12 protein-coding genes are annotated in these 14,237 nt (G+C 71.7%); 7 read left to right on the forward strand and 5 right to left on the reverse strand.

Annotated elements, in window-relative coordinates; genetic code table 11:
* Nucleotides 1-27: 27 nt before the first annotated feature.
* Nucleotides 28-1,794 carry an acetyl/propionyl/methylcrotonyl-CoA carboxylase subunit alpha gene (locus tag RIN75_RS14555; protein ID WP_309112430.1) on the reverse strand — a complete coding sequence of 589 codons (1,767 nt, stop codon included), beginning with the start codon at nucleotides 1,792-1,794 and terminating at the stop codon, nucleotides 28-30.
* Between the two features lie 179 nt (nucleotides 1,795-1,973).
* Between RIN75_RS14555 and RIN75_RS14560 the strand changes: the two genes are divergently transcribed.
* On the forward strand, nucleotides 1,974-2,579 hold the full coding sequence (locus tag RIN75_RS14560; RefSeq protein ID WP_309112431.1) for a hypothetical protein: 606 nt from the start codon (nucleotides 1,974-1,976) through the stop codon (nucleotides 2,577-2,579).
* Between the two features lie 931 nt (nucleotides 2,580-3,510).
* Here RIN75_RS14560 and RIN75_RS14565 read toward each other — a convergent pair.
* Nucleotides 3,511-4,830, reverse strand: coding sequence for a dicarboxylate/amino acid:cation symporter (locus RIN75_RS14565; RefSeq protein ID WP_309112432.1), 1,320 nt, complete (start codon nucleotides 4,828-4,830; stop codon nucleotides 3,511-3,513).
* Nucleotides 4,831-5,004: 174 nt separating this feature from the next.
* The gene (locus RIN75_RS14570) at nucleotides 5,005-5,610 is read right to left on the reverse strand and encodes a nucleoside triphosphate pyrophosphatase (protein ID WP_309112433.1); all 606 of its coding nucleotides are present in this window, start codon (nucleotides 5,608-5,610) and stop codon (nucleotides 5,005-5,007) included.
* A gap of 325 nt (nucleotides 5,611-5,935) precedes the next feature.
* On the opposite strand from RIN75_RS14570, the gene RIN75_RS14575 reads away from it, so the two are divergent.
* Both RIN75_RS14575 and RIN75_RS14580 read left to right on the forward strand, forming a co-directional pair.
* Nucleotides 5,936-8,089 carry an NACHT domain-containing protein gene (locus RIN75_RS14575; RefSeq protein ID WP_375295954.1) on the forward strand — a complete coding sequence of 718 codons (2,154 nt, stop codon included), beginning with the start codon at nucleotides 5,936-5,938 and terminating at the stop codon, nucleotides 8,087-8,089.
* Between the two features lie 8 nt (nucleotides 8,090-8,097).
* Nucleotides 8,098-8,538 carry a hypothetical protein gene (locus RIN75_RS14580; RefSeq protein WP_309112435.1) on the forward strand — a complete coding sequence of 147 codons (441 nt, stop codon included), beginning with the start codon at nucleotides 8,098-8,100 and terminating at the stop codon, nucleotides 8,536-8,538.
* 533 nt (nucleotides 8,539-9,071) lie between these two features.
* Here the strand turns inward: RIN75_RS14580 and RIN75_RS14585 are convergent.
* Nucleotides 9,072-9,329 carry an acyl-CoA carboxylase subunit epsilon gene (locus tag RIN75_RS14585; RefSeq protein WP_375295955.1) on the reverse strand — a complete coding sequence of 86 codons (258 nt, stop codon included), beginning with the start codon at nucleotides 9,327-9,329 and terminating at the stop codon, nucleotides 9,072-9,074.
* Nucleotides 9,326-10,957, reverse strand: a complete 1,632-nt coding sequence (locus tag RIN75_RS14590) for an acyl-CoA carboxylase subunit beta (RefSeq protein WP_309112436.1) — start codon at nucleotides 10,955-10,957, stop codon at nucleotides 9,326-9,328. Before RIN75_RS14590 ends, RIN75_RS14585 begins: the two co-directional genes overlap by 4 nt.
* Before the next feature lie 467 nt (nucleotides 10,958-11,424).
* On the opposite strand from RIN75_RS14590, the gene RIN75_RS14595 reads away from it, so the two are divergent.
* Genes RIN75_RS14595 through RIN75_RS14610 form a run of 4 tightly spaced genes read left to right on the forward strand, consistent with a single transcriptional unit; the run spans nucleotide 11,425 to nucleotide 14,224 of the window.
* Nucleotides 11,425-12,210, forward strand: a complete 786-nt coding sequence (locus RIN75_RS14595; RefSeq protein ID WP_309112437.1) for a biotin--[acetyl-CoA-carboxylase] ligase — start codon at nucleotides 11,425-11,427, stop codon at nucleotides 12,208-12,210.
* Nucleotides 12,211-12,241: 31 nt separating this feature from the next.
* Nucleotides 12,242-12,763, forward strand: a complete 522-nt coding sequence (locus RIN75_RS14600; RefSeq protein WP_309112438.1) for a PH domain-containing protein — start codon at nucleotides 12,242-12,244, stop codon at nucleotides 12,761-12,763.
* A complete protein-coding gene (locus RIN75_RS14605; protein WP_309112439.1) occupies nucleotides 12,750-13,679 on the forward strand; it encodes a hydroxymethylglutaryl-CoA lyase in 930 nt (309 codons plus the stop codon). Before RIN75_RS14600 ends, RIN75_RS14605 begins: the two co-directional genes overlap by 14 nt.
* The gene (locus RIN75_RS14610) at nucleotides 13,676-14,224 is read left to right on the forward strand and encodes a GNAT family N-acetyltransferase (RefSeq protein WP_309112440.1); all 549 of its coding nucleotides are present in this window, start codon (nucleotides 13,676-13,678) and stop codon (nucleotides 14,222-14,224) included. The genes RIN75_RS14605 and RIN75_RS14610 overlap by 4 nt, the downstream gene beginning before the upstream one ends.
* The last annotated feature ends 13 nt before the right edge of the window (nucleotides 14,225-14,237 follow it).

Below are 14,237 nucleotides of genomic sequence, written 5' to 3' on the forward strand. Positions count from 1 at the left end.
CCCCAGAGCTTATTCCTTGATCTCGGCTTATTCCTTGATCTCGCAGATGACGGTGCCCTGTGTCACGGTCGCACCCGGCTCCGCCGCGAGCCCCGCCACCACGCCGGCTTTGTGCGCGGTCACCGGGTTCTCCATCTTCATGGCCTCCAGCACCACGATCAGGTCACCCGCCTCGACCTGCTGCCCGTCCTCGACCGCGACCTTGACGATGGTGCCCTGCATCGGCGCCGCCACCGCGTCACCGGACGCCGCCGCACCGCCCTTGCCACCGGCGCGCTTGCGCGGCTTGGCCTTCGCCCCGCCGCCCTTGACCGCCGGCGCGGCCGCGGCGAGCCCGCCGGGCAGCGACACCTCCAGCCGCCGACCGCCGACCTCGACCACGAGGGTCTGGCGCGGCTCGTCCTCCTCGACCTCCGCGCCGTCGGTGAACGGCGGGATGGTGTTGTCGAACTCGGTCTCGATCCACCGCGTGTGGACGGTGAACCCGTCCTCGCTGCCCACGTACGCCGGGTCGCGCACGATCAGCCGGTGGAACGGCAGCACGGTCGCCATGCCCTCGACGACCATCTCGTCCAGCGCCCGCCGCGCACGCTCCAGCGCCTGCGTCCGGTCCTCGCCGGTGACGATCAGCTTCGCCAGCAGGGAGTCGAACTGGCCGCCGATGACCGTGCCGCTCTCCACACCCGCGTCCACCCGCACGCCGGGGCCGGACGGCGCGACGAACGTCGTCACCGCGCCCGGCGCGGGCAGGAAGTTGCGGCCCGCGTCCTCGCCGTTGATGCGGAACTCGATGGAGTGGCCGCGCGGCGTCGGGTCCTCGGTGAACCGCAACTTCTCGCCGGCGGCGATCCGGAACTGCTCGCGCACCAGGTCGATGCCCGCGGTCTCCTCCGACACCGGGTGCTCGACCTGGAGCCGGGTGTTGACCTCGAGGAACGAGATCGTGCCGTCCAGCGCGACGAGGTACTCGACGGTGCCCGCGCCGTGGTAGCCGGCCTCCTTGCAGATGGCGCGCGCCGACGTGTGGATGCGGGCGCGCTGCTCGTCGGTCAGGAACGGCGCGGGCGCCTCCTCGACCAGCTTCTGGTGGCGGCGCTGCAACGAGCAGTCGCGGGTGCCGACGACGATGACGTTGCCGTGCTGGTCGGCCAGCACCTGGGCCTCGACGTGCCGCGGCTTGTCCAGGTAGCGCTCGACGAAGCACTCGCCGCGCCCGAACGCGGTGACCGCCTCGCGCACGGCGCTGTCGAACAGCTCGGGGATCTCCTCCAACGTCCGCGCGACCTTGAGCCCGCGCCCGCCGCCGCCGAACGCCGCCTTGATCGCGACCGGGAGCCCGTGCTCCTTCGCGAACTCGACGACCTCGTCCGGGCCGGACACCGGGTCCTTGGTGCCGGGCACCAGCGGCGCGCCGGCGCGCATCGCGATGTGCCGGGCGGTGACCTTGTCGCCCAGGGCGCGGATGGCGTGCGGGGTGGGTCCGATCCAGATCAGACCCGCGTCGAGGACGGCCTGCGCGAAGTCGGCGTTCTCGGACAGGAACCCGTAACCGGGGTGCACCGAGTCCGCGCCGGAGCGCTTGGCGACGTCCAGCAGCTTGTCGACCGAGAGGTAGCTGTCGCCGGGCGTGCTGCCGCCCAGGGCGAACGCCTCGTCGGCGAGCCGGACGAACGGTGCGTCGCGGTCGGGATCCGCGTAGACGGCGACGCTGGCCAGACCGGCGTCCTTGCAGGCGCGGATCACCCGGACGGCGATCTCACCGCGGTTGGCGACGAGGACCTTGCGCAGCGACACGACGTCCTACCTCCTGGCAACGCTGATGTGGAGTGATGGCTCGGGAGTTTAGTGACTGGCCAGTAATACGGGATGGAGAGACAGCTCACGTCGGGGTGGGACAATTGGCGATCGTGTCACGGCCGAACCTCCCAGCGCTGCTCACAGCTTGCTTTGCTGTCGCCGTCACGGCGGCCGGGATGGTCTTCGCCTGGTCGTTGCGGCCGGACGACACCGCCGAACGGGGGGTTTCGCCGACGCAGGACGAGTTGCGCTGCGGCACCACCGCGTGCCAGGTGGCGGTGACGACGGATGTGGGCCGCGACACGGTGGCGGTGCTCGTCGGCCAGGGCTCGGGCCGGATCAGCACCAACGGCGCGTCCGGCCGCAACATCTTCGAACTGACCATCGCCGAGCAGGGCGCCACGATCACGGACGGCTCGCTGGAGTGCGTGGACGCGGAGGTCGCGGTGTGCCTGGTCCGGGGGCCGGGGCCGGCGGAGGTCCTGGGCGAGGTGCTGGTCCGGAGGTCGGGGGCGTGGTCACGGGCGCAGGTCCCGTACGTGGCGGGCGGCGGCTACCTGGGGTTGCACGACGTGGACGCCGACGGGGTGGCGGACGTGGTGGCGGTCCAACGCGCCTGCGCCCCCGGCGTCGACTGCACCCGCCGCTTCGCCCAGGTCTTCTCCCTGGTGGGTCCGAAGCCGGAACTGGGCTGCACCCAGGTGGTCGCCGACCAGACCCAACTCCCCGGCTGGCCCACAGTCCAACCCACCCCGACCCAACTCCGCCCCTGCGGCGAGTAACCACCCGACGCGCTGCCCCGACGCGCTGCCCCGCCGCCGACCTGACGCCACGTGCTCAGCTCGCACCGCCCGCCCAGCTCGTACCGCCCGCTCGGTTCACGCCGCCCGCCCAGCTCACGCCGCCCGCCCAGCTCACGCCGCCCGCTCGGTTCACGCCGCCCGCCCAGCTCACGCCGCCCGCCCAGCTCACGCCGCCCGCCCAGCTCACGCCGCCCGCTCGGTTCCCACAGCCCGCTCGGCTCGGCGGCACCCACCCGCCCGGCTCGGCGGTCCAGCCCGGCCGCCCCACCCGCCCAGCGCGGCCTGGCTGGACCCCGCCTGCCGCAACCTCGCCCGGCTCCACCCGACTCGACCCGGCGTCGCCCGACCCGGCACCGCCCGGCTCGGCGTCGCCCGACCGAACCCAGCTCCACCCGACCGACCCGACCCGGCCCCGCTCAACGCGACCCGGCCCGGCCTCACCCGACCCGACCCAGCCCAGCCCGACCCAGCCCAGCCCGACCCAGCCCAGCCCGACCCAGCCCAGCCCGACCCAGCCCAGCCCGACCCAGCCCAGCCCGACCCGACCCAGCCCAGCCCGACCCAGCCCAGCCCGGCCCGACCCAGCCCGGCCCGACCCAGCCCGACCCAGCCCGGCCCGACCCGGCCGGCCTCACCCAAGCCGGCCCGGCCTCACCCGACCCGGCGTCGCCCGACCCGGCGCCCGACACGACCCGACCCCGATCCGGCGCCTGGGCCGGCGCGGTTCGGGGTCGGGGTGGGCGGGGTCGGGTGTGGGCGTGCCTTGGGTCTGCGTTGCCTGCCGTTGTCCCGCGCTCCTCGTTCACGGGACGCGCGAGTCGCTGGTTGGTCGCAGATCCTGCATGTCGCCCGATCGAGTGATCTTGTCCACCAAGATCAAACCGACCCCACCATACCCCTTTTCCAGGCGTTATGCCGGCACAGCCTCCCGCGGCCCGCTCAACAGCGGAGGGGTGCTGGGGGCGTTGAGGACCTCGTCGTCGAGGAGGTTCTCGGAGCGGGCGACCAGGACCGGGACGGTGATCTGGCCGGCCACGTTCGTCGCCGTGCGGATCATGTCGAGGATCGGGTCGATCGCGTAGACGACCGCGACGCCGGTGGCGATGACCTCCGGCGGCAGGTTCACCGCGCCCAGGGTCAGGGTCAGCATCGTGAACCAACCCGTTGTGCCGGCCGTCGCCAGAGCGCCGAACACCGCCACGGCCACGATCGCCACGTACTGCCACACCCCCAGCTCGATCCCGAACAGGTTCGCGATGAACACCGTCGCGATCGCCGGGTACACCGCCGCGCAACCGTCCATCTTCGTGGTCGTGCCCAGCGGCACGGCGAAGGAGGCGTAGTCGTTGTCCACGCCCAGGTTCGCGGCGGTCTGGCGGCTCAACGGGAGGGTCGCGCCGGAGGAGCGGGAGACGAAAGCGAACTGGATCGCGGTCCAGGCCTTCGAGAAGAACGTCACCGGGCTCACGCGGCCGACGAAGCGGAGCAGGACCGGGTAGACCACGAACAGGACCAGCAGGGTGCCGCCGTAAACAGTCGTGATCAGGCTGAACAGGGGGCGGACGAAGTTGTTGCCGTAGGTCGCGAAGGCGGTGCCGATCAGGCCGAACACGCCGATCGGCGCCAGCAGCACGATCCAGCCGACGATCTTCTGGATCAGGTCGAACGCCGACCTCGTCAGGTTGACGAACGGCGCCGCCTTCTCACCCAGCGCGTACGCGGCGAACCCGACCAGGATCGCGATGAACACGACCTGGAGCACCTCGCCCTCCGTGAACGCGGAGAACAGGTTCGACGGCACCAGCGTGTCCAGCAACGTCGACCACGACCCGCCCTCGCGGCTCGCCAGCCGCTTGAGCGCGGCCTCCGTCGGTTCGACCTGGACGCCGGTGCCGGGCTTGAAGACCAGCGCGATCGCGAGGCCGATCAGGACCGCGATCAGGGACGTGATCGCGAACCAGAGCAGCGTCTTGCCACCCAGGCGCGCGGCCCGCTGGCCACCCAGGCGGCGCAGGCTCGTGATGCCCACGACGATCGCGGTGAACACGAGCGGGATGACGGTGAGTTGGAGGAGGCTCGTGAAGACGTCGCCGAGCTTCTCCAGGGTGGTGGTCAGCCACGTCTGGCCGGTGGACTTGGCCACCCAGCCCGCCAGCGCACCCAGGACGAGGGCCGCGAGGACGGTGACGCCGAAGACCTTCGGCTTGGTGTAAGTGCGGATGAACGACATGTCGACTTCTTTCGGGTGCGCAGGGCTCGGCGGGCGGCTACTGCGCGTGACAGCCCGTGTTCTGCCTGCGGCCGAAGTCGATGTGGCGACGGCGCGTCAAAAATGCGTTCATCGGCTCCCCCAACGCGATGTCCCTGGGTGGAGCTTCCCGGATCACCGGAAATGTGACAACGGCTACCAGATGTCGGACACCACGACGTCCAACCGGCGCAGCAACCGCCTGGTCAGGGGCAGGCTGATGCCGATGACGCTGGACGGGTCGCCGTCGATGCCGTCGACGAACCAGCCGCCGAGCCCGTCGAGGGTGAACGCGCCCGCGACCTGGAGCGGTTCGCCGGTCGCCAGGTAGGCCTCGAGTTCGTCCTCGGTGGGGGTGCCGAAGCGGACTTGGGTGGCTTCGTGGTCGGCGACGCTGTCGGTGATCTCGCCGTTCTCGACCTTGAGGATCGCGTGACCGGTGAGCAGGGTGCCGGTGGTGCCGGCCATCTTCCGCCAGCGGGCGCGGGCGTTCTCGACGGTGCCGGGCTTGCCCTGGACCTCGCCGTCGGCGGTGAGCAGCATCGAGTCGCAGCCGACGACCAGGGCGTCCTCCTCGTCCGCCGCGATCACCTCGGCCTTGGCGCGGGCGAGGGCGGTGACGAGTTCGCCGGGGGTGGGGTCGGTGAGCGCGGCGGCGACGGCGTCCTCGTCGACGCCGGACACGCGGACGACGGGCTCGATGCCGGCGTTGCGGAGGACGTTCAGGCGGGCGGGAGACGCGGAGGCTAGGACGAAGCGCACGGCGGCACCCTAACGCCCGAGCGACCGGCGACCGAACAAGAACCAAGCGGCCGGTTGGACACAGGGGGTGGGCCGGTCAGCGCTGTGGGGAGCGGCCCTGTGCGCCAGCGGTGACGCGGGGGCCGTCACGGGGCGGTGATCGGCTCACGCTGGGCTTGTCACCAGTGGCGTGGGGAGGCGCGAATGGTGCTCGACCCGATCTCGGGTGCCTTGGGCGCGGTGCTCGGGACCGCGTTCGACGGGTTGCTCCAGCACGGTGTGGGCGGGCTCGCGCACCGGGTGGACGACCGGCGGCGGATCAAGGCGTTGGCCAAAGCCGGACCGGGTGGTTCGGCGGGTGGCCGAGGAGCTGGTCGGGTTGCGGCGCACCGAACTGCCCGGGGTCTCCGACCAGGAGTGGCAGCGGGCGGTCGAGGCGGTTCGGGACGTGCTGAACGCGGTGCCGTGGGAGCGGCTGGCCAAGGATCCCGCCGATCTGGTCAACGCCGAGAGGCTGGCGAAGAGGGTGCCGGCCGCGGATCAAGAGTTGAGCGCGGGTGGGCGGGCCGCCTACGAACTGCTGCTGGCCGGGTGTTGTGCGGGGCTGGCCGAGTTGGCGCGGTCGGTGGACCGGATCATGCGGGACCTCCAGGTCGGGGTCAGCGACGGGGTCACCGAGTTGCTGGAGCGCGACGCGCAGCGGGCCGACGACTTCGAGCTGCGGTACGCCGACTACGTCATCCGGACCACCAGTTCGTTCGAGCTGTTCGGGGTGGCGCGCGGGCGCGGGCCGGGGCGGCACTCGTTCGACCGGTCCTACGTGAGCCTCGCGGTCGCGCGGCGGACCGGGCAGGACGATGACGCGTTGACCGGCGCGGGGGTCAGTGCGGCAACAGCGTTCGAGGACGCCCGCCGGGTCCTGCTGCGCGGGTCGGCGGGTGCGGGCAAGACGACGTTCCTGCGGTGGCTCGCGCTGACCGCCGCGCGGGACGGGCTTGTGCCGTTCTTCGTGCCGTTGCGGCAGTTCGCGGACGGCCCGCTGCCCACGCCGGAACGGATCCTCGACACCACCGCCCCCGTGCTGGCCGAGGAGAAACCCGACCGGTGGGTGGTCGGGCGGTTCCGCGACGGGCGGGCGTTGCTGCTGGTGGACGGCATCGACGAACTCGGGTCGGAGCGCCGCGCGGAAGCCGCGCAGTGGCTGGAAGACCTCGTCGCCGCCTACCCCGACGCCCGCTACGTGGTGTCCACGCGCCCGTCCGCGGTGGACGAGAACTGGCTGGGTGGAGCCAGGTTCACCACCTACGACCTGCTGCCGATGTCCGCCGAGGGCGTCCGCGACTTCCTCACCGCCTGGCACGACGCCGCCCGCGCCGAGCAGCCCGACTTCACCGCGTGGCTCGACGAGTGCGAGCACAGCCTGGCCGAAACCCTGGCCACCCGGGCGGACCTGCGCAAGCTCGCGTCCAGCCCGCTGTTGTGCGGACTGTTGTGCGCGCTGCACCAGGACGGCGGCATGCACCTGCCCCGCGACCGCAAGTCCCTCTACGACGCCGCCCTCGACCTGCTGCTGGTCCGCTGGCACGAACAACGCGGCGTCCACGTGGACCGGGACCGGTTCGGCTTCTCGAAGGAGGAGCAACTGGTTGTGCTGCAACGGTTCGCGTACTCGCTGGTGCGCAACAGCCGGCAGTTGGTCGCGAAGTCCGAGGCGCACCAGTGGATCGGCAGCGCGATGCGCGGCCTGCGCCCGCACGACGCCGAGCCTTCCCAAGTGCTGCAACGGTTCCTGGAACGCACCGGGCTGCTGCGCGAGTCCCTGCACGGGGACGTCCAGTTCGTGCACCGCACGTTCCGCGACTACCTGCCGGTTGGAGCTGATGCAGAACGAGGTGCTCAAGTCGCTGGAACCGTTGGCGGGACACGGTTCTCTTCGGTCGCTGCACCTCACGCAGTGCCCGGGTGTGCGGGACCTGTCGCCGTTGGCTCGTACTGGTGTGGAGGAGCTGTCCTTGCACTTCACGCCTGCGGATTTGCGCACTTTGAAGGGGGCTCGCCTGCACACGCTGCGCGTGCGGCACTCGGCGTTGGAGACGGGGCTGGCCGCGATCCCGGCGGACCTGCCGCTGCGCGTGCCGGCCGTGGACAACCGGCCGCCGGGGCGGTCGCTGCTGGGCGTGTCGCGGTGGCCGGGTCTGCGGGTGGTCGAGTGCTACGGGATACCGCACCCGGCGGAACTGGCGGAGCTGGCGGAGTTGCCGGCGTTGGAGCGGCTGGTGATCCGGCAGCCGGAATCAGCCGTGGAGTTGACCGGGCTGGCCGGTCGGGTGGCCGTGGAGGTGGCCGCTTAGCGCAGGTGGACGGGCCGGCCGGCGTGGCGGACGGTCGGGTGGCCCGGCGTGGCGGACGGGTCGGGCGGCGGCGCGGCGGACGGGTCCGGCGGCCGCGTGGTGGTCACGGGTGGCCGGCGCGCTGGTCGCGTCCGGCCGGCGCTGCGTAGAACTACCGATGCGAGGGCGGCCGGGGTTGGGCAACCTCGAAGACGTGCAGCGCTGGGCTCTGGTGGTCCGCCGGATCGACCGGGCTCGCGGTCGGCGGTGGTGGCTGGTCGTGCCCGCGGCCCTGGTGGTCGCGGTGGCGGCGGGGGTGGTGTCGACCGACCCGGTCGGGTACGGGGTGCCGTTCTGGCCGTTCCTGAGCCGGGATGACCGGGACGACCTGCGGGTCATGGAGTCGGTGACCGGCGTCGCGCGGGCCGAGCGCGATCCCGCGCGGGTGCCGTTGGCGGTCGCGGCCGACGGCGTCGAGGTCCTCGAATCCCACCTGCACCCGCCGAACGGGGCGGTGTGGATGCGCGTCCGCTACCGGGTGCACGACGGCGTGCGCTGTCGGGAAGTGATGGTGTTGGGCGACCGCGTGCAGGTCACCAGTCGGCGGGTGGACTGCTGACACGATGGGTGTCATGCGTTCGGACGAACTCGTGGCGGCTTGGCGACACCTCGGCGTCGAAGAGGGCTCGACCCTGGTGGTGCACTCGTTGCTCCAGCCTCGGCCACGTGGAGGGCGGTGCGGCCGTTCGTCGAGTTCGCGGTTCCCCGGCTGACCGCGCGGTTCCCCGGCTGACCGCGCTGCTCGCAGGTTGCTGATCTCACCGGTCTTGAGGTCCGGCGCGGGCAACGCGCTTCGCGCTCTCAAGATGAACGCGCCGGCGCGCTCTCAAGATCAAAAGCTGAAAGCGCAAAAGCGGCGCTCGCCGCGCGGCAGGCCCCCGGGGGTGGAAGGGCGTCGGTTCGTCCCCCGTACGGCCTGCCGGAGGCAACCACCCTTCGCTCCTCTTCGCAACCGGTGAAGCGTGGTTGCGAAGAGGAGCGAAGCGCGGTTGGGCTGCGCCCAGGCCGTACGGGGACGAACCGAGGCCCTTCCTGTGGCTCATAGCCCATCGGCGCGCCTGCGGCGCGAAAGCAGCGCCTGCGGCGCTCGGGTCAGCTGGGGAGGGCGGAGGTGCGCCAGGCGCCCGGGCCGTGCGGTAGCGGGCGGCGGACCATGCGGGTTGGGTCGGACCACGCCGAGCGGCGTGTGGTCGGTTCCTCGACCGGGCCGCTGCCCAGGGTGGCGACCACGGCCGCCAGGGCCGCGAGTTCCTCGTCCGTCGGGGTGCCGCGCACCACCCGCAGGTGGGGCACGGCGACCTGGGACTCGACAGCGGCCTCGGACTCCACAGCGACCTCCGGCTCGATCACAGCGGGATGTTCCCGTGCTTCTTGGGCGGCAGGGTTTCGCGCTTGTCCCGCAGCATCGACAACGCACGGGCCACGTAGGAGCGCGTGTACGACGGTGGGATCACGCTGTCGATGTAACCACGTTCCGCGGCCACGTAGGGGTTGCAGAGGGTGTCTTCGTACTCCTGCTGCAACTGCGCCCGCAGCGCCTCGACGTCCTGGCCCTCGGCCGCGGCGGTGGCGAGCGTCTTGCGGTGCACGATGTTCGCCGCGCCCTGCGCGCCCATGACCGCGATCTGCGCCGTCGGCCACGCCAGGTTGATGTCCGCGCCCAGGTGCTTGGAGCCCATCACGTCGTACGCGCCGCCGTACGCCTTGCGGGTGATCACGGTGACCAGCGGGACGGTGGCCTCCGCGTAGGCGTAGATCAGCTTCGCGCCGCGCCGGATGATGCCGTTCCACTCCTGGTCGGTGCCGGGCAGGAAGCCGGGCACGTCCACGAAGGTGAGCACCGGGATGTTGAACGCGTCGCAGGTCCGCACGAACCGCGCCGCCTTCTCCGAGGCGTCGATGTCCAGGCAGCCCGCGTACTGGGTCGGCTGGTTGGCCACCACGCCGACCGAGTGGCCGTCCACCCGGCCGAAGCCGACCAGGATGTTCGGCGCGAACAGCGGCTGGACCTCCAGGAACTCGCCCTCGTCGAGCACCCGGGTGATGACCTCGTGCATGTCGTAGGGCTGGTTCGCCGAGTCCGGGATCAGCGTGTCCAGCTCGCGGTCCTCGTCGGTGATCGAGTCCTCGACCGACCCGTGGACCACGTCGTCGGGCGCCTCGAACACCGGCGGCTCGGACATGTTGTTCGCGGGCAGGAAGGACAGCAGCTCCTTGACGTAGGAGATGGCGTCCTCCTCGTCCGAGCCGAGGTAGTGCGCGTTGCCGGACTTGGTGTTGTGGGTGCGCCCGCCGCCCAGCTCCTCGAAGCCCACGTCCTCGCCGGTGACGGTCTTGATCACGTCCGGGCCGGTGATGAACATGTGCGAGGTCTGGTCGACCATCACCACGAAGTCGGTCAGCGCCGGCGAGTACACGTGCCCGCCCGCGTTCGCGCCCATGATCAGCGAGATCTGCGGGACGACGCCGGACGCGGCCACGTTGCGGCGGAAGATCTCGCCGTAGAGGCCGAGCGAGACGACGCCCTCCTGGATGCGCGCGCCACCGCCCTCGTTGATTCCCACGATCGGGCGACCGGTCTTGATGGCCAGGTCCATCACCTTGACGATCTTCTCGCCGTAGACCTCGCCGAGCGAGCCGCCGAAGACGGTCACGTCCTGGCTGAACACGCACACCGGGCGGCCGTCGACGGTGCCGTAGCCGGTCACGACGCCGTCGCCGTACGGGCGGTTGCGCTCCTGGCCGAAGTTGGTCGAGCGGTGCCGCGCCAGCTCGTCCAGCTCGACGAACGAGCCCGGGTCGAGCAGCAGCTCGATGCGTTCGCGCGCGGTCTTCTTGCCCTTGGCGTGCTGCTTCTCCACCGCCCGCGCGGACCCTGCGTGCACGGCCTCGTCGTTGCGGCGGTACAGGTCGGCCAGCTTGCCGGCCGTGGTGTGGACGTCCGGCTCCTCGCCGATGGGGGCGGTCGCACTGCTCATGAACGGGCAGCTTAACCAGACCACGGACGTGAGGTACCGGTGAGTAGCCCAGCTCACTGTGTGCATTGGCGCGACTCCGTCGCGCGGCTCGGCCGCCCGAAAGTCGGCTCGTCGCGCCGCGTTTCCCGCCGATCGAAAAGCGTGATCGTCGGAAAAGGCGACGCGACGAGCCGACGGCGGCCTCGCGGGGAAGAGCGCCGGCTTCGCCTTCGGCGTCAGCGTGTGGCGGGTTGGGCTTGACCTCTACCGCGCTGGAGGTTGCAGGCTTGAACACGAGCGGCCCGCCCCGCCTCCACACCGCTCCGACAGCGCGCGGGGCGGGTCGCCGTCGGTCGTCCGGGGCTCATCCCGCGGCAACCACGCTTTTCGGTTGCCGCGGGATCAGCGCCGGACGGCCGACTTCCGGGCGACCCGCCGCATCGCCGCAGGCGATGCGATCCAACACAGTCGCTCCTAGGCTGCATGACGTGAGCACGCCACTAGACGCCGATGTCCTCCGCGAACGGCTCGTCGGCACGCACTACGCCAAGCTCGACGTGGTCGCCTCGACGGGGTCCACAAATGCCGACCTGCGGCGCGAAACCCAGGACAGGTCCGTTCTCATCGCCGAGGAGCAGACCGCTGGGCAGGGGCGGCGGGGGCGGTCGTGGACATCGCCCGGGGGTGGGCTCTACCTGAGTGCGCTGTTCCGGCCCGAAGGGGTTCCGCCTCAGCGGTTGCCGTGGCTGACGCTGATCGCCGGGGTCGCGCTGGTGCGCACGGCCGCGTCGGTGGGGGTCCAAGCGACCCTGAAGTGGCCGAACGACCTGCTCATCGGCGACCGCAAGGCCGCGGGCGTGCTGGCCGAGATCACCGCGGACCACTCCGTCGTGGTGGGCATCGGGCTGAACGTGGGCAAGCTGCCCGAGGGCATCGAGCCCGGCGCGGGCGGGCTGGAGCCGACCAGTCTCGCCGACCACACCGACCGGCCCCTGGACCGCACCGAGGTCGCCACCACCCTGCTGGACGAACTCGCCCACCTCGAACGGGCCTGGCGCGCCGCCCAGGGCGACCCGCACGCCTCCGGCCTGTACGACGAGTACGTCCGCGAGTGCTCCACGCTGGGCCGCCGGGTCCGGGTGGACCTGTCCGGCGGGCAGCTCTCCGGCACCGCGCAGGACCTGGAGGTGGACGGCACGCTGCTGGTCCGCGACGACGACGGCGTCGACCACCCGGTTTCCGCCGGGGACGTGGTGCACCTCCGGGTACGGTGAGGGCCACCAGCGCTGACGCGAAAGGACCGCCGTGGCCTACCCGGACGACCTGCTCAGCCCCGGCGAGCACGTCGTGCTCCACAAGCACCCGCACTGGAAGTCCCTGGTCCTGCCGGTCCTCGTCCTGGTCCTGGTGGCCGCGGCGGCGATCACCCTGGCCGTCCTGACCGACTGGGGCCCGATCGCCTGGCTCGTGGTCGGTGTGCTCGCGCTGGTCCTCGTGGTCTGGCTGACGCTGGTGCCCGTGGTCCGGTGGCGTACCACGCACTTCATCGTCACCAGCGACCGGGTGATGTACCGGGAGGGCGTCCTCAAGCGCACCGGGCTGGACATCCCGCTCACCCGCATCAGCAGCGTCCGGTTCGCGCAGGCCCTGCCGGACCGGGTGCTCGGGTGCGGCACGCTGGTCGTGGAGTCCTCGTCCGACGAGCCGCTGGAGTTCGACGACATCCCGGGCGTGGAGAAGGTGCACTCCCTGCTGTACCGCGAGATCAACGACAACCCGGACGACGATCACCAGCCGGGGGAGAGGGTCGGCGATGGGCGCGCGTGAGGTCGGTCTGCCGGACCGGGTCGGCGGCGAAGGGCTGCCGGAGAGCGTGACGATCTGGGAGGTCGGTCCCCGCGACGGCCTCCAGAACGAGAGCGCCGTGGTGCCGGTGGAGGTGAAGCTGGAGTTCCTGGACCGGCTCGCGGACGCGGGCGGGAAGGTCTTGGAGGCCACCAGTTTCGTGCACCCCAAGTGGGTGCCGCAGTTGGCCGACGCCGAGGAACTGCTCGCCGGCCTGAACAAGCGGGACGGCGTGAGCTACCCCGTGCTGGTGCCCAACGAGCGCGGCCTGGACCGGGCGCTGAAGGCCGGCGTCGAGCACATCGCGATCTTCGCGTCGGCGACCGAGACGTTCGCCCGCAAGAACCTCAACTCGTCGCTGGACGAGCAGTTCGCGATGTTCGACCCGGTCGTGGCGCGGGCGCGGGCCGAGGGCCTGAAGGTTCGCGGGTACGTGTCGATGTGCTTCGGCGACCCGTGGGAAGGGGCCGTGCCGCGCGAGCAGGTCGTGGGCGTGGGCAAGCGGTTGCTGGACATCGGCTGCGACCAGCTCTCCCTGGGCGACACGATCGGCGTGGCCACGCCCGGCCAGGTCACCGCGCTGATCCGCGGCTTCGACCGGGTGGACCAGCTCGCCGTGCACTTCCACGACACCTACGGCCAAGCCCTGTCCAACACCTACGCGGCGCTGCTGGCGGGCGTGCGGACGGTGGACTCGTCGGCGGGCGGCCTGGGCGGGTGCCCGTACGCGGAGTCCGCGACCGGCAACCTGGCCACCGAGGACCTGGTGTGGATGCTCGACGGCCTGGGCATCGCCCACGGCGTCGACCTCGACAAGCTGTGCGACACGAGCGCGTGGATGGCCGGGAAGCTGGGTCGTCCCAGCCCGTCGCGAGTGGTGCGGGCGCTGCGCGGGTGAAGGCCGTCGAGCTGACCGAGGAGACGTGGCCGCTGCTGGTCGAGCTGTTCGGCCCCAACGGCGCGGTGACCGGCTGCTGGTGCACGTTCTTCCTGCGCGACAGCGCCGGGTGGCGAGCCGGCAAGGGCGACGGCAACCGCGACTTCCTGAAGTCCCGGCTCGGCGACCCGCTCGGGTTGCTCGCGGTGGAGGACGAGGCCGCGTTGGGCTGGGTCGCCGTCGCGCCCCGGTCCTACTACCCGCGCCTGGCGACGACGAAGGCGGCGGCCGGCGAGTTCCCGCCCGACACGTGGTCGGTGACGTGCTTCTTCATCCACCGCACCGCCCGCAGGCGCGGGGTGGGGACGTTCCTGCTGGAGGAAGCGGTCGCGTTCGCCGCCCGGCGGGGCGCGACGCACGTCGAGGGCTACCCGGTGGACACCGGCGGCGCGAAGAAGGGGTCCGGCGACCTCTACCACGGCACGTTGAGCATGTTCACCGACGCCGGATTCGGTCTGGTGGAGCGGAAAGGCGCGAACCGGGCGCTGGCCCGCCGAGCGGTCTGAAATTCCTCCGATC

This window comes from Saccharothrix sp. (assembly GCF_031180885.1).
Lineage (GTDB): Bacteria > Actinomycetota > Actinomycetes > Mycobacteriales > Pseudonocardiaceae > Actinosynnema.